General features: G+C 64.4%; 16 protein-coding genes. 4 read left to right on the top strand and 12 right to left on the bottom strand.

Going from position 1 to position 19276, the window contains the following annotated elements; all coding sequences use genetic code 11:
- Positions 1–23: 23 nt before the first annotated feature.
- Complete coding sequence (locus tag MKK04_RS09180) at positions 24–890, top strand: LysR family transcriptional regulator (protein WP_207835312.1); 867 nt, start codon at positions 24–26, stop codon at positions 888–890.
- Here MKK04_RS09180 and MKK04_RS09175 read toward each other — a convergent pair.
- From MKK04_RS09175 to MKK04_RS09155, 5 genes are all read right to left on the bottom strand, one after another.
- Positions 864–2018: an HPP family protein gene (locus MKK04_RS09175; protein ID WP_233694259.1), complete on the bottom strand. Its 1155-nt coding sequence runs from the start codon at positions 2016–2018 to the stop codon at positions 864–866. The two genes, MKK04_RS09180 and MKK04_RS09175, sit on opposite strands and share 27 nt — an antisense overlap.
- Before the next feature lie 341 nt (positions 2019–2359).
- Complete coding sequence (locus MKK04_RS09170; protein WP_207835308.1) at positions 2360–3679, bottom strand: ATP-binding protein; 1320 nt, start codon at positions 3677–3679, stop codon at positions 2360–2362.
- Positions 3676–4344, bottom strand: coding sequence for a response regulator transcription factor (locus MKK04_RS09165; protein ID WP_207835306.1), 669 nt, complete (start codon positions 4342–4344; stop codon positions 3676–3678). Before MKK04_RS09165 ends, MKK04_RS09170 begins: the two co-directional genes overlap by 4 nt.
- Complete coding sequence (locus tag MKK04_RS09160; RefSeq protein WP_207835304.1) at positions 4345–4659, bottom strand: PepSY domain-containing protein; 315 nt, start codon at positions 4657–4659, stop codon at positions 4345–4347.
- The gene (locus tag MKK04_RS09155) at positions 4659–4970 is read right to left on the bottom strand and encodes a PepSY domain-containing protein (RefSeq protein WP_207835302.1); all 312 of its coding nucleotides are present in this window, start codon (positions 4968–4970) and stop codon (positions 4659–4661) included. The genes MKK04_RS09160 and MKK04_RS09155 overlap by 1 nt, the downstream gene beginning before the upstream one ends.
- Positions 4971–5249: 279 nt before the next feature.
- Between MKK04_RS09155 and MKK04_RS09150 the strand changes: the two genes are divergently transcribed.
- Positions 5250–6329 (top strand): patatin-like phospholipase family protein, encoded by a 1080-nt coding sequence (locus tag MKK04_RS09150; protein ID WP_207835300.1) that lies wholly within the window; start codon positions 5250–5252, stop codon positions 6327–6329.
- A gap of 53 nt (positions 6330–6382) precedes the next feature.
- On the top strand, positions 6383–6739 hold the full coding sequence (queD, locus tag MKK04_RS09145) for a 6-carboxytetrahydropterin synthase QueD (protein WP_003256551.1): 357 nt from the start codon (positions 6383–6385) through the stop codon (positions 6737–6739).
- A gap of 128 nt (positions 6740–6867) precedes the next feature.
- Here queD and MKK04_RS09140 read toward each other — a convergent pair whose 3' ends face one another.
- Complete coding sequence (locus MKK04_RS09140) at positions 6868–7347, bottom strand: DUF1289 domain-containing protein (protein ID WP_172827536.1); 480 nt, start codon at positions 7345–7347, stop codon at positions 6868–6870.
- 404 nt (positions 7348–7751) lie between these two features.
- Between MKK04_RS09140 and acnB the strand changes: the two genes are divergently transcribed.
- Positions 7752–10361, top strand: coding sequence for a bifunctional aconitate hydratase 2/2-methylisocitrate dehydratase (gene acnB, locus MKK04_RS09135; protein WP_207835421.1), 2610 nt, complete (start codon positions 7752–7754; stop codon positions 10359–10361).
- 175 nt (positions 10362–10536) lie between these two features.
- On the opposite strand, the gene prpD is transcribed toward acnB, so the two are convergent.
- The 6 genes from prpD to MKK04_RS09105 all read right to left on the bottom strand — a co-directional run bounded on the left by prpD (position 10537) and on the right by MKK04_RS09105 (position 19079).
- Positions 10537–12021, bottom strand: coding sequence for a 2-methylcitrate dehydratase (gene prpD, locus MKK04_RS09130; RefSeq protein ID WP_207835298.1), 1485 nt, complete (start codon positions 12019–12021; stop codon positions 10537–10539).
- A gap of 64 nt (positions 12022–12085) precedes the next feature.
- On the bottom strand, positions 12086–13276 hold the full coding sequence (gene prpF, locus MKK04_RS09125) for a 2-methylaconitate cis-trans isomerase PrpF (RefSeq protein WP_063914029.1): 1191 nt from the start codon (positions 13274–13276) through the stop codon (positions 12086–12088).
- Positions 13277–13410: 134 nt separating this feature from the next.
- The gene (gene acnD / locus MKK04_RS09120) at positions 13411–15999 is read right to left on the bottom strand and encodes a Fe/S-dependent 2-methylisocitrate dehydratase AcnD (protein ID WP_207835280.1); all 2589 of its coding nucleotides are present in this window, start codon (positions 15997–15999) and stop codon (positions 13411–13413) included.
- 169 nt (positions 16000–16168) lie between these two features.
- Complete coding sequence (prpC, locus tag MKK04_RS09115) at positions 16169–17296, bottom strand: bifunctional 2-methylcitrate synthase/citrate synthase (protein WP_013971911.1); 1128 nt, start codon at positions 17294–17296, stop codon at positions 16169–16171.
- Positions 17297–17475: 179 nt separating this feature from the next.
- Positions 17476–18366 carry a methylisocitrate lyase gene (gene prpB / locus MKK04_RS09110; RefSeq protein WP_003259689.1) on the bottom strand — a complete coding sequence of 297 codons (891 nt, stop codon included), beginning with the start codon at positions 18364–18366 and terminating at the stop codon, positions 17476–17478.
- Complete coding sequence (locus MKK04_RS09105; RefSeq protein ID WP_025338439.1) at positions 18363–19079, bottom strand: GntR family transcriptional regulator; 717 nt, start codon at positions 19077–19079, stop codon at positions 18363–18365. The genes prpB and MKK04_RS09105 overlap by 4 nt, the downstream gene beginning before the upstream one ends.
- Positions 19080–19276 lie beyond the last annotated feature (197 nt).

Raw genomic sequence — 19276 nt, 5'->3', positions numbered from 1 at the left:
CCCCTTCAGCCACCGAGCAGCTCATGGACATCGATCAGGCCCGTACCTTCCTGGAAATCGTGCGTTGCGGCAGCCTGGTCGCCGCCGCCGAACGCCTGTTCGTGTCCCAGACGGCGATCACCGCACGGGTGCAGCGCCTGGAGCAGCAACTGGGCTGTCAGCTGTTCGTGCGTAGCCGTAACGGCGCCAGCCTGACCAGCGATGGCGAGGCATTCGTCAGTTACGCCAACCAGATGGTACAAACCTGGGAAGCGGCGCGCCGCGACCTGCCGCTGCCCGAAGGCTGCCAGCAAGTGCTGCACGTGGGCGGTGAGGTGAGCCTGGGCAACCCGATGATGCTCGACTGGGTCAGTGCCCTGCACCGCGAGCTGCCCAGCCATGCCATCCGCAGCGAGGTGAGCGACGGCGAATCGCTGCTGCGCAAGGTCGAGATGGGCCTGCTGGACGCCGCGCTGGTCTACCAGCCGACCTACGGTCCGGGCCTGCAGGTGGAGCAGTTGATGGAGGAGAAGCTGATACGTGTGCGCCGGGTCGACCAGCCAGACCCGTACATCTATATCGACTGGGGCGAGGCCTTCCGTCGCCAGCACGATGCCGCCCTGCCCGACTGTGCGCGCCCGGCGCTGAGCTTCAACCTGGGCCCTTTGGCCTTGCAGTTCATACTCGACCAGGGCGGCAGTGGCTACTTCCGCACGCGGGTGGTGCAGGCCTATCTGGACTGCGGGGTGTTCGAGCGGGTACCGCAGGCACCAGAGTTCACCTACCCGACCTTCCTGGTGTACCCGCGCAAACGCGACAGCGAAGCCCTGCAACAGGCCTTCGCCATCCTGCGCCGGCTGGTGGCCGCCGGCGCCAGCGACTGGTCACAACGCTGGGACCCGGTTATCTGAAACCTCGGCTTTGCTGAGCAGCTGGCGCTTGAGGCCGGCGATCAGGTCGGTCTGAGTGATCACCCCCACCAACTGGTCGGCATCGAGCACCGGCAGGCAATGCAGGCCCTGCTCGCACAGCAATGGCAGCAAGCGCTCCAGCGGATGCTGGCTGCTGACGCTGATTACCCGGCGGCTCATCACTTGCTCCATGCGCACCACCTTGCGGCCGAACAACCCGCGCCAACCGAAGCGGCCACGCTGCATGGCCGGGCCGACCAGGTCGCTGAGGCTGACGATGCCCACCAGCTTGCCCTGTTGCAGCACCGGCAGGGTTTTCAGGTGGTGGCTGGCCAGCATCTTCCAGGCCTGCTCCAGGGTGGTATCGGGCGTGGCAAACTGCACGTCGCGGGACATCACCGACGCGGCCGTGATGCCGCCGAGGCTGCGCTGCAGGGCGTGTTGCTCGGTGGCCAGGATGATGCGTTCCAGTTCGTCACGGGTGACGTCGACGAACTCGCCCAGTTCTTCCAGGGCCTGGTCCAGGTCTTCCCCGCGGATGCCAACCCGCTCGCTGGGCAGCGGGTCATGGGTGTGGTGCAGGTCCCTGCGCGGCACCACGCTTTTCGGGTAGCGCACGCCGGTGAGGCGGTTGTAGAGGATCGCCACCGTTACCAGGATCAGCGCGTTGAGCAGCACCGGCTCCAGCAGGTGGTCGCCCATGGCGGTCAGCCCCGCGTCGGCCAGCACCGCACTCACCGCCACCCCGCCACCCGGTGGGTGCAGGCAGCGCAGCAGGCACATCACCAGGATCGAGATGCCCAGGGCGACGGCAGCCACCCACAGTTCCGGGCCGAAGCCCTGACGCATGGCCAGGCCGACCACGCCGGCCACTGCGTAGCTGCCCAGCACAGGCCAGGGCTGGGCCAACGGGCCGGAGTGCACGGCGAACACCAGTACGGCCGAAGCCGCCAGCGGGCCGAGCAGGTGCAAGGCGATGCCGGGGCCATAGGCCATGCTGGTCAGCCAGCCGGCGAGGAACAGGCCGAGCAGCGCGCCGATACCGGCACGCAACCATTCTTTGGGGGGAATATTCAGGGGCGCTGGCAACAGCCGCTGCAGACGACTTTCGGAACGCGAGGCAGACATGTAGGTAATCGGAATCTGTGGTTTTTCTGGTTAAAAAGAAAGCCCATCCGAGTTGGCCTGGGCCTCGTATTGCGGTTGCAATAGCACAAGGGGCTCCGTCCGTGGAGAGATGGAAACCGCAGGGTTTCGTGGGGGGAGTTTGCCGGGCGGGGTGAGATTGGGCCAATTCAAAAAAATGCGCCTGTACTGCAATTTTTTTGCAGTGGTGATATGGCCAGCACATTTCTCAGGCGCGCCGCGCAACTTGTGGGAGCGGGTTCACCCGCGAAGAATCCAACACGGTGCATGGCACCGGCTGCGCCGGTGTTCGCGGGTAAACCCGCTCCCACAGGGCCCCGACGTTATCGAGCCTTGCGCGGCAAGTCGATGCTTACCCGCAACCCGCCCAAGGGGCTATCCTGCAGCGCCAGGCGCCCGCCCCAGGCCTCGACGATGTCGCGCACGATGCCCAGGCCAAGGCCGTGCCCGTCAACCTGCTCGTCCAGCCGCGAACCGCGCTCCAGCACCTGTTGCCGCTGGCTCTCGGGGATACCGGGGCCATCGTCATCGACCCACACCTGGTAGCCCTCGGCACTCGGCGCAATACCCAGTCGCACCTCGCTGTCGGCCCACTTGCAGGCGTTGTCCAGCAGGTTGCCGAGCAGTTCCAGGAAATCCTCGCGGTCCCACGGCAGCAGCAGCCCGGGCGGCACATCCCTGGCCAGCAGCAGGCCCTCGCCATGGATCATGCCCAGCGTCCCCAGCAACCCCGGCAGCTCGACATCGCAATCGAACTGCGCGCCTGGCAGCGCATCCCCCGCCAGCCGCGCACGGTTCAGCTCACGCGCCAGGCGCTGCTGAATCTGTTCCAGCTGCTCGCGCAGCTGCGCGCGAACCTCTGGCAGGTCCTTCAGGCGCTCGCTGGAGGCCAGGCTCAGCAACACCGCCAGCGGCGTCTTCAGCGCGTGGCCCAGGTTGCCCAGGGCATTGCGCGAGCGGCGCAGGCTGTCTTCGGTATGGCTCAGCAAATGGTTGATCTGCCCCACCAGCGGCGCCAGTTCGCTGGGCACTTCGGCGTCCAGCTGCGAGCGCTGGCCCTGCTGCAACTGGGCGATCTGCTGGCGTGCCCGCTCCAGTGGCCGCAGCGAGCGGGTCACGGTGATGCGCTGCAACACCAGCACCAGGATCAGCGCCACCAGGCCCATGCCCAGGCCGATCTGTTGCAGGCGCCGAAAACCTTCGCGTACTGGCGAATAATCCTGTGCCACGCTGATCGAGATGTCCTGGCCCAGGCGCCGGTAGTCGGCACGCAGGGCCAGCAGTTGCTGGCCTTCCGGGCCGAGTTCGTGGCTGTCGGAAAGGCCCGGCACGGCGGGCTTGGGCATATCCAGATCCCACAGCGAGCGGGAACGCCAGGTGCCTTTATCGAAATCGATGCGGAAGTAGTAGCCGGAAAACGGCCGCTGGTAGGCGGCCGAGATCCGCCGCTCATCCAGCTGCAGGCCGGAAGGCCCGCGCACCAGGGCCACCAGCAGGTTTTCACTTTCCTTGCGCAGGCCGTTTTCCAGGTAGCGCTGCAGGCCGACCTCGAACAACCACAAGGTCAGCTGTGCCAGCACCAGGCCAACCACCACCAGCACCGCCACCAGGCCCAGGCTCAGGCGCGCCTGGATCGACTTCACGCGACGCTCCCGGCGTAGATGTAGCCTTGCCCGCGGCGGGTCTCGATGACGCTGCGGCCCAGCTTGCGCCGCAAGTGGTTGACGTGCACCTCCAGCACGTTGGAGTCGCGCTCGGTTTCACCGTCGTAGAGGTGCTCGGCCAGGTGACTCTTGGACAGGATCTGTTGCGGATGCAACATGAAGTAACGCAGCAGGCGAAACTCGGCAGCGGTCAGCTGGATATCCACGCCGTCACGGTTCACGCATTGCCGGCTTTCGTCCAGTTGCAGGCCGGCCGCTTCCAGCGTCGGCTGGTTGGCCAGGCCACGGGCACGCCGCAACAACGCCTGGATGCGCAGCTGCAGTTCTTCGGGGTGGAAAGGTTTGCTCAGGTAGTCATCGGCCCCGGCCTTCAGCCCTTCGATACGCTCGGCCCACGAGCCACGGGCGGTGAGGATCAACACCGGCGTGACCAGGCCTGCAGCGCGCCACTGGGCCAGCACCTCCAGGCCCGGCAAGCCTGGCAGGCCAAGGTCCAGGATGATCAGGTCGTAAGGTTCGCTCTGGCCCTGGTACACCGCGTCACGGCCGTCGGCCAGCCAGTCCACGGCGTAGCCCTGGCGCTGCAGGCCGGCGGTCAGTTCATCGGCCAGCGGCACATTGTCCTCGACAAGCAACAGGCGCATTCAGTCGTCTTCCTCGTCTTTGAGCAGGGCACCGCTGCTGGCGTCGAGCTTGATCTCGCGCACCACACCTTCAGCCGTCAGCACCTCGACTTCGTATTCGTAGCGACCGTCGTCTTCTTCCAGCTCGGCCTCCAGCAGACGCGCCCCGGGGTGACGCCCCAGGGCGGTTTCCAGCAGATGTTCGAGCGGCAGGATGATGCCCTTCTGGCGAAGTTCCAGGGCTTCGTCCTGGTCAAGGTCGCGGGCAACGGCCAGGGAACAGACCGCCAGCAGCGCCAGCGCGAGGTAGCGCGCCGGCCGCGGTAGGTGGATCATCAGTTATCCCGCTCGTCCTTCAGCACTTCACCGGTCCTGGCGTCCAGCGCCACGTCCCATTCGACGTTCTGCGTGTCGCGCAGCTCGACCTTGTAGATGTAGCGGCCGTACTCGTCTTCAAGCTCGGAGTCGGTGACGGTGGCGCCGGGGTGCTTGGCCACGGCGGCGGCCTTGAGTTCGTCCAGCGACTTGACGGTCTTGGCGTTGACCAGTTTGACCACTTCGTCGGGCTGCACATCCTTGGCGATGGCGGAATGGGCACCCAGGGCAAGGGCGGCGGCGACGGTGAACAGGGCAGTCAAGGGTTTCATCGTTCTTCTCTCCTGAGAACTGTACAAGTTGTCTACGGGGTTAAGATTAACCACCGGTCCTTAATTCAACCTGAAAACAACTGGCGGCATGATAGCGCAGGTCAGGCTACTGTCTCGCCATCACCCAATCCTGCGCCCCCCTGTGGGAGCGGGTTCACCCGCGAACACCGGCGCAGCCGGTGCCATCCACCGCGTTGGCTTCTTCGCGGCTAAAGCCGCTCCCACAGGGTATTCGCCTGAAGCCCTATAATGACCCGTCTGTCGTCCAAGAGTCCCGCCATGAGCGCCATTCACATCAAATATCCCGCCCTCACCTTCAAGGCTGGCCAGCGAGCCATGCGGCAGATCCGCGAGCGCGGCCTGCAGGCGGCCGATGTCGGTGTACTGCCGGGTGCGGCAGGCGGGCCGAAACCGCTGGGCATCCAGGGCCTGGACCTGGCGCTGTTCGGTGAATGGCTGCCGTCGGCACCACGCCAGCGTGCGCTGATCGGTGCCTCGATCGGCGCCTGGCGCTTCGCCAGTGCCTGCCTGGAAGACCCGGTTGCAGGCATCCGTCGCCTGGGCGAGCTGTACACCGAGCAGGATTTCGCCAAGGGCGTCACCCCTGCCGAAATCAGCCGCAGCTGCCAACACATGCTCGATGACCTGCTGCAAGGTCGTGACGGCCAGTTGCTGGCCAACCCACACTATCGCCTGAACATCCTGGTGGTGAAGAGCCATGGCCAGCTTGCTCACGACCATCGCGGCCGCCTGGGCCTCGGCCTGGGTTCGGTGATCGCCAGCAACCTGCTCGGCCGTTCGCGCCTGGCCCGGCACTTCGAGCGCATCATCCTGCACGACGGCCGCGCCGCGCCGCCGCTCGACACGCTGACCGACTTCCCCTCGCGCTGCCTGCCGCTGGACCTGGCCAACCTGCGCCACGCCCTGCTCGCCTCCGGTTCCATCCCTATGGTCATGGAAGGTGTGAAAGACATCCCCGGTGCAGGTGCAGGCACCTACCGCGACGGCGGCCTGCTCGACTACCACCTCGACCTGCCCTACCGCGGCGACGACCTGGTGCTGTACCCGCACTTCACCGACAAGGTCGTACCCGGCTGGTTCGACAAGGCCCTGCCATGGCGCAAGGGCGATGCTACCCGCCTGCAGAACGTGCTGCTGATGACCCCCTCGCCGCAGTACCTGGCGGCCCTGCCCTACGGCAAGCTGCCCGACCGCAACGACTTCAAGCGCTTCATGGGCGATGCGCCTGGGCGCAGGCGCTACTGGTACAAGGCCATTGCCGAGAGCCAGCGGCTGGGCGACGAGCTGCTGGAGCTGATTGCCACCGGGCGGTTGCATGAACGCCTGCAAGCCTTGTAGCGGCCATGCTGGTAGACTGCGCGCATTCTTGATTCACATAGAGTTATGACAGCGTGGAAATCTTCAAGGAATTCACATTCGAATCGGCCCACCGCCTGCCTCACGTCCCAGCCGGGCACAAATGCGGCCGCCTGCACGGCCACTCGTTCAAGGTCGGCCTGCACCTGACCGGCCCGCTCGACCCGCACACCGGCTGGATCCGCGACTTCGCCGAGATCAAGGCGATCTTCAAGCCGATCTACGAGCAGCTGGACCACAACTACCTGAACGACATCCCGGGCCTGGAAAACCCCACCAGCGAAGTGATCGCCAAGTGGATCTGGGACCAGGTCAAGCCGCTGCTGCCGGAGCTGTCGAAGGTGCGCATCCACGAAACCTGCACCAGCGGTTGCGAATATACCGGCGACTGATTCAAGTCATTTGCCGGTTTCTTCGCGGGTAAACCCGCTCCCACAGTTTCCCACTGCACTCGAGCGCAGTGCTGTACCTGTGGGAGCGGGTTTACCCGCGAAGAGGTCGGCAGAGTCATTACAAGGCTTCAGCCTTGCCCCGCCTCCAAGGCATCGCGCAGGAAGCCGGGGGCGATATAGCGCTGGTAATGCGCTTCTGAAAGCAGGAAAAACTCGCGGTCGATGGCGTCACGCAGCTGCGGCAGCTCCCAGTCGCGAAATTCCGGCAGCAGCACCATGCCGTAGGCCTCCAGGTCACGGATCATCCGCGCCCCGCGGGCAATCAGCTGGTACGCCCAGCAATATTCCGACTGCTGCTCGACAAAGCGGATGGAGCGCTGCTCCAGTTGCTGGCGCAGCAGGCCTTTGTCGAACACTTCCAGCTTGGCCATCATCACCTGCACCAGCAGTTGCTCCAGGCGCAGCCACACGGCGCGCTTCTGCGCATCGTCGTAGCCGTTCCAGTGGATCACTTCGTGGTGGAACCGCTTGCAGCCACGGCACACCGTGTCTCCGTACACCGTGGAGCACAGGCCGACGCAAGGGGTCTTGATGGACTTGTTGGACATGAAAAACAACAGCTTGGCGGTGGAACACGGGCCCATGTTAGCCCTTTGTCTAACCAGGGTCACTCGTTAAAGTCATCTTCACCGCCTTACCTTCAGGCTTTTTTTACCGTAGAATCATCCCGCCTTTTCAAGGCAACAATGTCCGTTGGAAGCTGTTTTCAAAGCGTCACGAGCACAGTTCATCCGGTAGAACGGCGTTGGCCCGGGCCATGCATCCCTCGCATGCCCGTGCCAGCCCTCATCAGCTCCCGTTCTGCTGGCGTAAAACTTTGAAAGCAGCTTCTGTAAGGATTCTTTGCGACTCTGGCTGGGCGGCCCACAAAGCCGTGGCAGCGCATGGGTGCATCGAATGCTGGATGAGCGTCCCGGACTCCCTTTAGGGACCACTGATGAGGGTAATAACTGTGCTTGAAGCCTACCGCAAACACATCGAAGAGCGTGCCGCCCTGGGTATCGTGCCCCAGCCGCTGAACGCCGAACAAACTGCAGGCCTGGTCGAGCTGCTGAAAAACCCGCCGGCCGGCGAAGAAGCCTTCCTCGTAGACCTGATCACCCACCGCGTACCACCAGGGGTCGACGAAGCTGCCTACGTCAAGGCCGCTTTCCTCTCCGCCGTTGCCAAGGGCGAAGCCAAGTCGCCTCTGATCGACCGCAAGCACGCCACCGAACTGCTGGGTACCATGCAGGGCGGCTACAACATCGAAACGCTGGTCGCACTGCTGGATGACGCCGAACTGGGCGCCGTCGCGGCCGAACAGCTCAAGCACACCCTGCTGATGTTCGATGCCTTCCACGACGTGGCCGAAAAGGCCAAGGCCGGCAATGTTCACGCCAAGGCCGTGCTGGAGTCCTGGGCTGCCGGCGAGTGGTTCACTTCGCGTCCGGCCATCGCCGACAAGTACACCCTGACCGTGTTCAAGGTGCCTGGCGAAACCAACACCGACGACCTGTCCCCTGCCCCGGACGCCTGGTCGCGCCCTGACATCCCGCTGCACGCCCTGGCCATGCTGAAAATGGCCCGTGACGGCATCGAGCCGCAGCAGCCTGGTTCGGTCGGCCCGCTGGCCCAGATCGAAGCGGTCAAGGCCAAGGGTTTCCCGGTTGCCTACGTCGGTGACGTGGTCGGTACCGGTTCCTCGCGTAAATCCGCCACCAACTCGGTGCTGTGGTTCTTCGGCGACGACATCCCGTACGTACCGAACAAGCGCGCCGGTGGCTTCTGCTTCGGCACCAAGATCGCCCCGATCTTCTACAACACCATGGAAGACGCCGGCGCCCTGCCGATCGAATTCGACTGCACCAACCTGGCCATGGGCGACGTCATCGACGTTTACCCGTTCAAGGGCGAAGTACGCCGTCACGGTAGCGACGAGCTGGTTACCAACTTCGAGCTGAAAACCGAAGTGCTGCTGGATGAAGTCCGCGCTGGCGGCCGTATCCCGCTGATCGTCGGCCGTGGCCTGACCGAAAAAGCCCGCGCCGAGCTGGGCCTGGGTAGCTCCGACCTGTTCAAGAAGCCAGAGCAGCCTGCCGATTCGGGCAAGGGCTTCACCCTGGCACAGAAAATGGTCGGCCGTGCCTGCGGCCTGCCGGAAGGCCAGGGCGTGCGCCCAGGTGCCTACTGTGAGCCGAAGATGACCACCGTCGGTTCCCAGGACACCACTGGCCCGATGACCCGCGACGAGCTGAAAGACCTGGCGTGCCTGGGCTTCTCCGCTGACCTGGTGATGCAGTCGTTCTGCCACACCGCGGCCTATCCGAAGCCGATCGACGTCACCACCCACCACACCCTGCCAGACTTCATCCGCACCCGTGGCGGCGTGTCGCTGCGCCCGGGCGACGGTATCATCCACAGCTGGCTGAACCGCATGCTGATGCCTGACACCGTGGGTACCGGTGGCGACTCGCACACCCGCTTCCCGATCGGCATCTCGTTCCCGGCCGGCTCCGGCCTGGTGGCCTTCGCCGCCGCCACCGGCGTCATGCCGCTGGACATGCCAGAATCCGTGCTGGTGCGCTTCAAGGGCAAACTGCAGCCAGGCATCACCCTGCGTGACCTGGTCCACGCCATCCCTTACTACGCCATCCAGAAGGGCCTGCTGACCGTCGAGAAGAAGGGCAAGAAGAACATCTTCTCCGGCCGCATCCTCGAGATCGAAGGCCTGAACGAGCTGACCGTCGAGCAAGCCTTCGAGCTGTCCGACGCCTCGGCCGAGCGTTCCGCTGCCGGTTGCACCATCAAGCTGCCAGAGAAGGCCATCGCCGAGTACCTGCAGTCCAACATCACCCTGCTGCGCTGGATGATCGGCGAAGGCTACGGCGATGCCCGCACCCTGGAGCGCCGTGCCCAGGCCATGGAAGCCTGGCTGGCCAAGCCTGAGCTGCTGTCGGCCGACGCCGATGCCGAATACGCCGAAATCATCGAAATCGACCTGGCCGACGTGAAAGAGCCTGTGCTCTGCGCGCCGAACGACCCGGACGATGCCCGCCTGCTGTCCTCGGTACAGGGCGAGAAGATCGACGAAGTGTTCATCGGTTCGTGCATGACCAACATCGGCCACTTCCGTGCTGCCGGCAAGCTGCTGGACAAGGTCAAGGGCGGTATCCCGACCCGTCTGTGGCTGGCTCCGCCAACCAAGATGGACGCTCACCAGCTGACCGAAGAAGGCTACTACGGCATCTACGGCAAGGCCGGCGCGCGCATGGAAATGCCAGGCTGCTCGCTGTGCATGGGTAACCAGGCACGCGTGCAGACCGGTTCGACCGTGGTCTCCACCTCGACCCGCAACTTCCCGAACCGTCTGGGCGACGCCACCAACGTGTACCTGGCATCGGCCGAGCTGGCTGCTGTCGCTTCGATCATCGGCAAGCTGCCGACCGTCGAAGAGTACATGCAGTACGCGAAAGACATCGACAGCATGGCTGCCGACGTTTACCGCTACCTGAGCTTCGACCAGATCGCCGAGTTCCGCGAAGCGGCAGAAAACGCCAAGATCCCGGTGGTTCAGGCGTAAGCTGAGTTGTAAGATGTAAAAGAAAGCCCCGGCAGAAATGCCGGGGCTTTCTTGTTTCAACCTGTACCGCCTTTTCGCGGCTAAAGCCGCTCCCACAGGCCCCCCACAGTTTTCCAGGGCTGTGCAGGGCCTTGTGGGAGCGGCTTTAGCCGCGAAGAGGCCAGCACAGGCAACCTCAGATCACAAACAAATCCACAAACCTGTGCACCGCCATCTGTTCCAGCTTCTGCTGGTCCTTGCACACCTCAAGAATCTCCCCACACCGCTGCCGTGCAAAGCGCGTCGCCAGGTTGTCCCTGAACTTGGCCTCCAGCAACGGTATGCCCTCCCCTCGCCGCCGGCGATGCCCGATCGGGTATTCCACCACCACCTGCTCAGTATTGCTGCCGTCCTTGAAGAACACCTGCAGCGCATTGGCGATCGAGCGCTTGTCCGGCTCCAGGTACTCACGGCTGAAGCGCGGGTCCTCCACCACCTCCATCTTCTCGCGCAGGCGGTCGATGCTTGGGTGGTTGGCATGGAAGGCGTCTTCATAGTGCTCGGCCACCAGGTGACCGAAAATCAGCGGCACCGCCACCATGTACTGCAGGCAGTGGTCGCGGTCGGCGGCATTGGCCAGCGGGCCGCTCTTGGAAATGATGCGGATCGCCGACTCCTGGGTGGTGATGACGATACGGTCGATTTCGTGCAGGCGGTTACGCACCAGTGGATGCAGGGTTACCGCCGCCTCGCAGGCGGTCTGAGCGTGGAACTCGGCCGGGAAACTCACCTTGAACAGCACGTTTTCCATCACGTAGCTACCCAAGGCTTGCGGCACCTGCAACGCTTGCTGCTCGGAAGGCTTGAGTGCCAGGTCCTTGTTGGTGTGGCTGAACAGCACGTCGTAGAAGCCCCACTGCGGCGCCGTGAGCACGCCCGGCACGCCCATCTCGCCACGCAGGGCGATATCGGCCAGGCGCACGCCACGGCTGGAAGCATCGCCAGCGGCCCACGACTTGCGCGAACCGGCGTTGGGCGCGTGGCGGTAGGTGCGCAGCGCCTGGCCATCGACGAAGGCGTGGGACAAGGCTGACAGCATCTGCTCGCGGTTGGCCCCCATCAGCCTGGCACACACGGCCGTGGAGGCTACCTTGACCAGTATCACGTGATCGAGGCCAACACGGTTGAAGGCGTTTTCCAGTGCCAGCACACCCTGGATCTCATGGGCCATGACCATGGCTTCGAGCACGTCACGCATGAGCAACGGCGCCTCACCACCAGCCACGCGTTTCTGCGACAGGTGATCGGCAACGGCCAGGATACCACCGAGGTTGTCCGAAGGGTGGGCCCATTCGGCCGCCAGCCAAGTGTCGTTGTAGTCCAGCCAGCGCACGGTGCAGCCGATGTCCCAGGCGGCCTTGACCGGGTCGAGGCGGTAGGCGGTGCCGGGGACGCGCGCGCCGTTGGGCACCACGGTGCCTTCTACCTGAGGGCCGAGGAGTTTGGTGCATTCGGGAAAGCGCAAGGCCAGCAGGCCGCAGCCGAGGGTATCCATCAGGCAGTTGCGCGCGGTGTCCAGGGCTTCGGCGGATTCGACCCGGTACGTGAGGGCGTAATCGGCGAGGGTTTGCAGCACCCGGTCATAGTCCGGGCGGGCGTTGAAGTCTACGTTGGCGCTCATATGCAGCTCCTGTGAATTGGGGCTGCACAGCAGCCCTCTCTCGAAGCCGAGCGCCAATGGTGCGTTAGAAGCTATCGCCAGGCACGCGAACCCAGCCTTCCATCAGCACGCGAGCACTGCGGCTCATGATTGCCTTGGTCACTGTCCACTCACCATTCACCTGACGTGCCTCGGCCCCCACCCGCAGGGTGCCCGAGGGGTGGCCGAAACGCACGGCGCTGCGCTCGCCTCCGCCAGCTGCGAGGTTGACCAGCGTGCCGGGAATGGCTGCCGCGGTGCCGATGGCCACCGCGGCCGTACCCATCATTGCATGGTGCAGCTTGCCCATCGACAAGGCCCGTACCAGCAGGTCGATATCACCCGCCTGCACCGCTTTGCCACTGGACGCAGTGTAGGTGTTCGGTGGCGCGACGAAAGCCACTTTCGGCGTGTGCTGACGCCCGGCAGCCTGGTCGACGTTGTCGATCAGCCCCATGCGCACGGCGCCGTAGGCGCGAATCGTCTCGAAGCGCAGCAGCGCCTGCGGGTCGCCGTTGATGGCGTCCTGCAGTTCGGTACCGGTGTAGCCGATATCCGCCGCATTGACGAAAATGGTCGGGATACCGGCATTGATCAGGGTCGCCTTGAAGGTACCGACACCCGGCACTTCGAGGTCATCGACCAGGTTGCCGGTGGGGAACATAGCCCCGCCGTCGCCATCTTCGTCGGCCGCCGGGTCGAGGAACTCCAGTTGCACCTCGGCGGCCGGGAAGGTTACCCCGTCCAGCTCGAAGTCGCCGGTTTCCTGCACTTCACCTTCGGTGATCGGCACATGGGCGATGATGGTCTTGCCAATGTTGGCCTGCCAGATGCGCACGGTGGCGATGCCGTTGCGCGGAATGCGTGCGGGGTCGACCAGGCCGCTGCTGATGGCGAACGAACCGACCGCGGCGGAAAGGTTGCCGCAGTTGCCGCTCCAGTCGACGAAGGCCTTGTCGATGCTGACCTGGCCGAACAGGTAGTCGACATCGTGTTCAGGCTTGATGCTTTGCGACAGGATCACGGTCTTGCTGGTGCTCGAAGTGGCGCCGCCCATGCCGTCGATCTGCTTGCCGTACGGGTCGGGGCTACCGATCACCCGCAGCAGCAGTGCATCGCGGGCCGGGCCGGGGATTTGCGCCTGCTCGGGCAGGTCTTGCAGGCGGAAGAACACGCCTTTGCTGGTGCCGCCACGGATGTAGGTGGCGGGGATTTTCACTTGCGGTACATGAGCCATGTTCAATTCCTGTCTTGCGCAGCCCCCTGCGGGAGCGGGTTCACCGGCGAAAGCGTCCGATCAGAAAACAATGTTGTATCTGCTGACGCATTCTCGGGTAAACCCGCTCCCACAGAGGACCGCGCTGCTCTTGATTAGGCGGTCGCTTCGAGGAAGTCCTGGGCAAAGCGCTGCAGCACCCCGCCGGCCTCGTAGATCGACACTTCCTCGGCGGTGTCCAGGCGGCAGGTCACCGGTACCTCCAGGCGCTCGCCGTTGGCACGGGTAACCACCAGGGTCAGCGTGGCCCGCGGCGTACGCGCGCCCAGCACGTCATAGGTCTCGCTGCCGTCCAGGCCGAGCGTCTTGCGGTCGGTGCCCGGCTTGAACTCCAGTGGCAGTACGCCCATGCCCACCAGGTTGGTACGGTGAATACGCTCGAAGCCTTCGGCGACGATCGCCTCGACACCGGCCAGGCGCACACCCTTGGCCGCCCAGTCACGGGACGAACCCTGGCCGTAGTCGGCACCGGCAACGATGATCAGTGGCTGCTTGCGATCCATGTAGGTCTCGATGGCCTCCCACATGCGGGTGACCTTGCCTTCCGGCTCGATACGCGCCAGCGAGCCCTGCTTCACGCTACCGTCTTCCTTGCGCACCATTTCGTTGAACAGCTTGGGGTTGGCGAAGGTGGCGCGCTGGGCGGTCAGGTGGTCGCCACGGTGGGTAGCGTAGGAGTTGAAGTCCTCTTCCGGCAGGCCCATCTTCGCCAGGTACTCACCGGCAGCACTGTCGAGCATGATGGCGTTGGACGGCGACAGATGGTCGGTGGTGATGTTGTCCGGCAGCACCGCCAGCGGGCGCATGCCGCGCAGGGTACGTTCGCCGGCCAAGGCCCCTTCCCAGTAAGGCGGACGGCGGATGTAGGTGCTCATCGGGCGCCAGTCGTACAGCGGCGCCACTTTCGGCCCACGGTCTTCCTCGATGGCGAACATCGGGATGTACACCTTGCGGAACTGCTCCGGCTTGACCGCGGCACGCACCACGGCGTCGATCTCTTCGTCGCTGGGCCAGATGTCCTTGAGGCGGATTTCCTTGCCATCGACCACGCCCAGCACATCCTTCTCGATGTCGAAGCGGATGGTACCGGCAATGGCATAGGCTACCACCAGCGGCGGCGAGGCTAGGAAGGCCTGCTTGGCATACGGGTGGATACGCCCGTCGAAGTTGCGGTTGCCCGACAGCACGGCAGTGGCGTAAAGGTCACGGTCGATGATCTCTTGCTGGATCACCGGGTCCAGGGCGCCGGACATGCCGTTGCAGGTGGTGCAGGCGAAGGCGACGATGCCAAAGCCGAGCTGTTCCAGTTCCTTCTCCAGCCCAGCCTCTTCCAGGTACAGCTGCACGGCCTTGGAGCCAGGTGCCAGCGACGACTTGACCCACGGCTTGCGGACCAGGCCCAGCTTGTTGGCATTGCGCGCCAGCAGGCCTGCGGCAATCACGTTGCGCGGGTTGCTGGTGTTGGTGCAGCTGGTGATGGCGGCAATGATCACCGCGCCGTCAGGCATTTGCCCCGGCACTTCTTCCCAGCTACCGGCGATGCCTTTGGCCGCCAGGTCGCTGGTGGCGACGCGGGCATGCGGGTTGGACGGGCCGGCCATGTTGCGCACCACGCTCGACAGATCGAAGCTCAGGGTGCGCTCGTAGACGGCGCCGCCCAGGCTGTCGGCCCACAGGCCGGTGGCCTTGGCATAGGTTTCCACCAGCTTGACCTGCTGTTCTTCGCGACCGGTCAGGCGCAGGTAGTCGATGGTCTGCTGGTCGATGGCGAACATCGCCGCGGTAGCGCCATATTCCGGGGCCATGTTGGAGATGGTGGCACGGTCGCCCAGGGTCAGGGCACGGGCACCCTCGCCGTGGAACTCCAGGTAGGCGCCGACGACTTTCTGCTTGCGCAGGAATTCGGTCAGGGCCAGCACCAGGTCGGTGGCGGTGATGTTCGGCGCCAGCTTGCCGGTCAGCTCGACGCCGACGATTTCCGGCAGGCGCATCCATGAGGCACGGCCGAGCATCACGTTCTCGGCCTCCAGGCCGCCCACGCCAATAGCGATCACGCCCAGGGCGTCGACATGCGGGGTGTGGCTGTCGGTGCCGACGCAGGTGTCCGGGTAAGCCACGCCACGGTCGTTGTGGATCACCGGCGACATCTTCTCCAGGTTGATCTGGTGCATGATGCCGTTGCCCGGCTGGATCACGTCGACGTTCTTGAACGCCTTCTTGGTCCAGTTGATGAAATGGAAGCGGTCTTCGTTGCGGCGGTCTTCGATGGCGCGGTTCTTTTCGAAGGCCTGCGGGTCGAAACCACCGCACTCGACGGCCAGCGAGTGGTCGACGATCAGCTGTACCGGTACCACCGGGTTGACCTGGGCCGGGTCGCCGCCTTTGTCGGCAATGGCGTCACGCAGGCCGGCGAGGTCGACCAGCGCAGTCTGGCCGAGAATGTCATGGCACACCACACGCGCCGGGAACCACGGGAAGTCGAGGTCGCGCTTGCGCTCGATCAGCTGGCCCAGCGAGGCGTCGAGGGTAGCCGGGTCGCAGCGGCGCACCAGGTTTTCGGCGAGTACGCGGGAAGTGTAAGGCAGGCCGTCGTAGGCGCCGGGCTTGATGGCCTCGACCGCCGCGCGGGCATCGAAGTAGTCCAGGTCGGTGCCTGGCAGGTGCTTGCGGAATGCAGTGTTCATATCGTTATCAGGCTCGGTCACGGTATTCGGGGGCAGGTGCGGCTCAGGCCTCGGGGGCGCTACGCGCCCCTTTCGCGACACAAGGCCGCTCCCACAGGTACTGCGCCGTCCCTGTGGGAGCGGCCTTGTGTCGCGAAAGGGCTGCACAGCAGCCCCAGCGATCTATGACTCAGCGCTGTTCGATCGGTACGAACTGGCGCTGCTCGACGCCGACATACTCGGCGCTCGGGCGGATGATGCGGTTGTTGGCACGCTGCTCGAAGACGTGCGCCGCCCAGCCAGTCAGGCGCGAGCAGACGAAGATCGGGGTGAACAGCTTGGTCGGGATGCCCATGAAGTGGTACGCCGAAGCATGGTAGAAGTCGGCGTTGGGGAACAGGCGCTTCTGCTCCCACATGGTCTTGTCGATGGCTTCGGAAACCGGGTACAGCACCTTGTCGCCCACTTCGTCAGCCAGTTGCTTCGACCAGCCCTTGATCACCTCGTTGCGCGGGTCGGACTCTTTATAGATGGCATGGCCAAAGCCCATGATCTTGTCCTTGCGCTCGAGCATGCGCAGCAGCTCGGCAGTGGCTTCCTGCGGGCTCTGGAAGCGCTCGATCAGCTCCATCGCTGCCTCGTTGGCACCACCGTGCAGCGGGCCGCGCAGCGAACCGATGGCCGCGGTGACGCAGGAGTACAGGTCGGACAGGGTCGAGGCGCAGACGCGGGCGGTGAAGGTCGAGGCGTTGAACTCGTGCTCGGCGTAGAGAATCAGCGACACGTTCATCACCTTGACGTGCAACTCGCTCGGCTTCTTGCCGTGCAGCAAGTGCAGGAAGTGGCCACCGAGGGTGTCTTCGTCACTGGTGCAGTCGATGCGCACGCCGTCGTGGGTGAAGCGGTACCAATAGCACATCACCGCCGGGAACAGCGCCAGCAGGCGGTCGGTCTTGTCGCGCTGGGCCTCGAAGGTCAGTTCGGGCTCCAGGGTGCCCAGCACCGAGCAACCCGTGCGCATCACGTCCATCGGGTGGGCGTCACGCGGGATGCGCTCGAGCACTTCCTTCAGGGCTTGAGGCAGGTCACGCAGGCCCTTGAGCTTGCGCTTGTAGTCGGCCAGCTCGGCCTTGCTCGGCAGCTCACCGTACAGCAGCAGGTAGGCGACCTCCTCGAACTCGGCACCGGCGGCCAGGTCACGCACGTCGTAACCACGGTAGGTCAGCCCGGCACCGGCCTGGCCCACGGTCGACAGCGCGGTCTGGCCGGCCACCTGGCCGCGCAGGCCTGCGCCACTGAGTACTTTTGCTTCGGCCATGGTGTTTCTCCTTTCTTGAACTTGTTATGGAAGTCTGGCTAATCGTTGAAACCTGTGCCGGCCCCTTCGCGGGTAAACCCGCTCCCACAGGGTTCCACAGGCATCGAGCATCACGCCGTACTTGTGGGAGCGGGTTCACCCGCGAAGAGGCCAGCCGCTCCAATGCAAATCTTTGACCTTCAGCCCTTCTTCTGGGCAAACAACGCATCGAGGCTCTGCTCGAAGGCGTGATAACCAATGGCATCGTAGAGTTCCATGCGGGTCTGCATGGTGTCGATCACGTTCTTCTGCGTACCGTCACGGCGCAGCGCGGTGTACACGTTCTCGGCCGCCTTGTTCATGGCGCGGAACGCCGACAGCGGGTACAGCACCAGCGACACGTCGACCGAGGCCAGCTCTTCGGTGGTATACAACGGCGTCGCGCCAAACTCGGTGATGTTGGCCAGGATCGGTGCCTTCACCCGGTCGGCAAAGGTCTTGTACATCTGCAGTTCGGTGATGGCTTCCGGGAAGATCATGTCGGCGCCAGCCTCGACGCAGGCGGCGGCGCGGTCCAGGGCAGCGTTCAAGCCCTCGACGGCCAGGGCGTCGGTACGCGCCATGATCACGAAACTGTCATCGGTACGGGCATCGACTGCGGCCTTGATGCGGTCGACCATTTCCTGCTGGCTGACGATTTCCTTGTTCGGGCGGTGGCCGCAGCGCTTGGCGCCAACCTGATCCTCGATATGGATGGCGGCAGCGCCGAACTTGCTCATCGAGCGCACGGTACGGGCGACGTTGAAGGCCGAGGCACCGAAACCGGTGTCGACATCCACCAGCAGCGGCAGGTCGCACACGTCGGTGATGCGGCGCACGTCGGTGAGCACGTCGTCCAGGCCACTGATGCCCAGGTCCGGCAGGCCCAGCGAACCGGCGGCGACGCCGCCACCGGACAGGTAGATGGCCTTGAAGCCGGCGCGCTTGGCCAGCAGGGCATGGTTGGCGTTGATGGCGCCAACCACCTGCAGCGGATGTTCAGCGGCAACGGCGTCGCGGAAACGCTGACCGGGGGTGCTCTTCACAGTCATTTCTCACCTCGTGGGCTGTTGTTGTGGGCGTCCAGGTAGTGACGCTCGATATTGCGCTTGGACGCGCCGATGTGGCGGCGCATCAGGAGTTCGGCCAGCTCGCCGTCACGGTCGGCGATGGCATCGAGAATGCGGTGGTGTTCGGCAAAGGCCTGGCGTGGCCGATTGGGCGTGGCGGAAAACTGGATGCGGTACATGCGCACCAGCTGGTACAGCTCGCCGCAGAGCATCTTGACCAGGGTCTGGTTACCGCTGCCCTGGATGATCCGGTAATGGAAGTCGTAGTCGCCTTCCTGCTGGTAATAGCCCAGGCCGGCCTGGAACGCGGCATCGCGCTCGTGGGTGTCGAGCACACGGCGCAGTTCGTCGATGTCGGCCTGGCTCATGCGTTCGGCAGCCAGGCGGCAGGCCATGCCTTCCAGCGATTCGCGAATTTCGTACAGCTCGATCAGTTCGGCGTGGTTGAGCGACACCACCCGCGCCCCCACATGCGGCACGCGCACCAGCAGGCGCTGGCCTTCGAGGCGGTGGATGGCCTCGCGCAGCGGCCCGCGGCTGATGCCGTAGGTACGCGCCAGCTCCGGCTCGGAAATCTTGCTGCCGGGGGCGATATCGCCCTTGACGATGGCCGCCTGGATGCGCCGGAAGACGTTTTCGGACAAGGTTTCCGTTTCGTCAGCCAGCACCGGGCTGGGGGTGGAGAGGTCCTGCATATTGTCGACACCTTGCAAATCTCTTTGCCAGAAATTAGCTAATTCGACCGAAGCAGTCAAAGACAAAATGAACATTGTAGACAATCGTCTAAGAACGAACTAACGCCGCCCCGGTGCTGTCTGATCGCGCACCGCTGGCGTCAAGGCGCCGGCGTGATAGAATGCCGCGCCTCCGATGGAGTATGGATAGCCTGTCT

Origin of the sequence: Pseudomonas sp. LS.1a (genome assembly GCF_022533585.1) — a bacterium.
Lineage (GTDB): Bacteria > Pseudomonadota > Gammaproteobacteria > Pseudomonadales > Pseudomonadaceae > Aquipseudomonas.
Note: the sequence above shows the minus strand (reverse complement) of the source record. Positions and strands in the feature narration are given on the sequence as shown.

What these genes read in the sequence shown, in the direction of transcription:
- prpC (WP_013971911.1), bottom strand. Translation starts at nt 17,296, where the DNA reads ATGGCCGAAGCAAAAGTACTCAGTGGCGCAGGCCTGCGCGGCCAGGTG.
- prpF (WP_063914029.1), bottom strand. Translation starts at nt 13,276, where the DNA reads ATGGCTCATGTACCGCAAGTGAAAATCCCCGCCACCTACATCCGTGGC.
- MKK04_RS09140 (WP_172827536.1), bottom strand. Translation starts at nt 7,347, where the DNA reads ATGTCCAACAAGTCCATCAAGACCCCTTGCGTCGGCCTGTGCTCCACG.
- MKK04_RS09105 (WP_025338439.1), bottom strand. Translation starts at nt 19,079, where the DNA reads ATGCAGGACCTCTCCACCCCCAGCCCGGTGCTGGCTGACGAAACGGAA.
- MKK04_RS09175 (WP_233694259.1), bottom strand. Translation starts at nt 2,018, where the DNA reads ATGTCTGCCTCGCGTTCCGAAAGTCGTCTGCAGCGGCTGTTGCCAGCG.
- MKK04_RS09155 (WP_207835302.1), bottom strand. Translation starts at nt 4,970, where the DNA reads ATGAAACCCTTGACTGCCCTGTTCACCGTCGCCGCCGCCCTTGCCCTG.
- MKK04_RS09160 (WP_207835304.1), bottom strand. Translation starts at nt 4,659, where the DNA reads ATGATCCACCTACCGCGGCCGGCGCGCTACCTCGCGCTGGCGCTGCTG.
- acnD (WP_207835280.1), bottom strand. Translation starts at nt 15,999, where the DNA reads ATGAACACTGCATTCCGCAAGCACCTGCCAGGCACCGACCTGGACTAC.
- MKK04_RS09165 (WP_207835306.1), bottom strand. Translation starts at nt 4,344, where the DNA reads ATGCGCCTGTTGCTTGTCGAGGACAATGTGCCGCTGGCCGATGAACTG.
- prpD (WP_207835298.1), bottom strand. Translation starts at nt 12,021, where the DNA reads ATGAGCGCCAACGTAGACTTCAACGCCCGCCCGGACTATGACCGGGTG.
- prpB (WP_003259689.1), bottom strand. Translation starts at nt 18,366, where the DNA reads ATGACTGTGAAGAGCACCCCCGGTCAGCGTTTCCGCGACGCCGTTGCC.
- MKK04_RS09180 (WP_207835312.1), top strand. Translation starts at nt 24, where the DNA reads ATGGACATCGATCAGGCCCGTACCTTCCTGGAAATCGTGCGTTGCGGC.
- MKK04_RS09150 (WP_207835300.1), top strand. Translation starts at nt 5,250, where the DNA reads ATGAGCGCCATTCACATCAAATATCCCGCCCTCACCTTCAAGGCTGGC.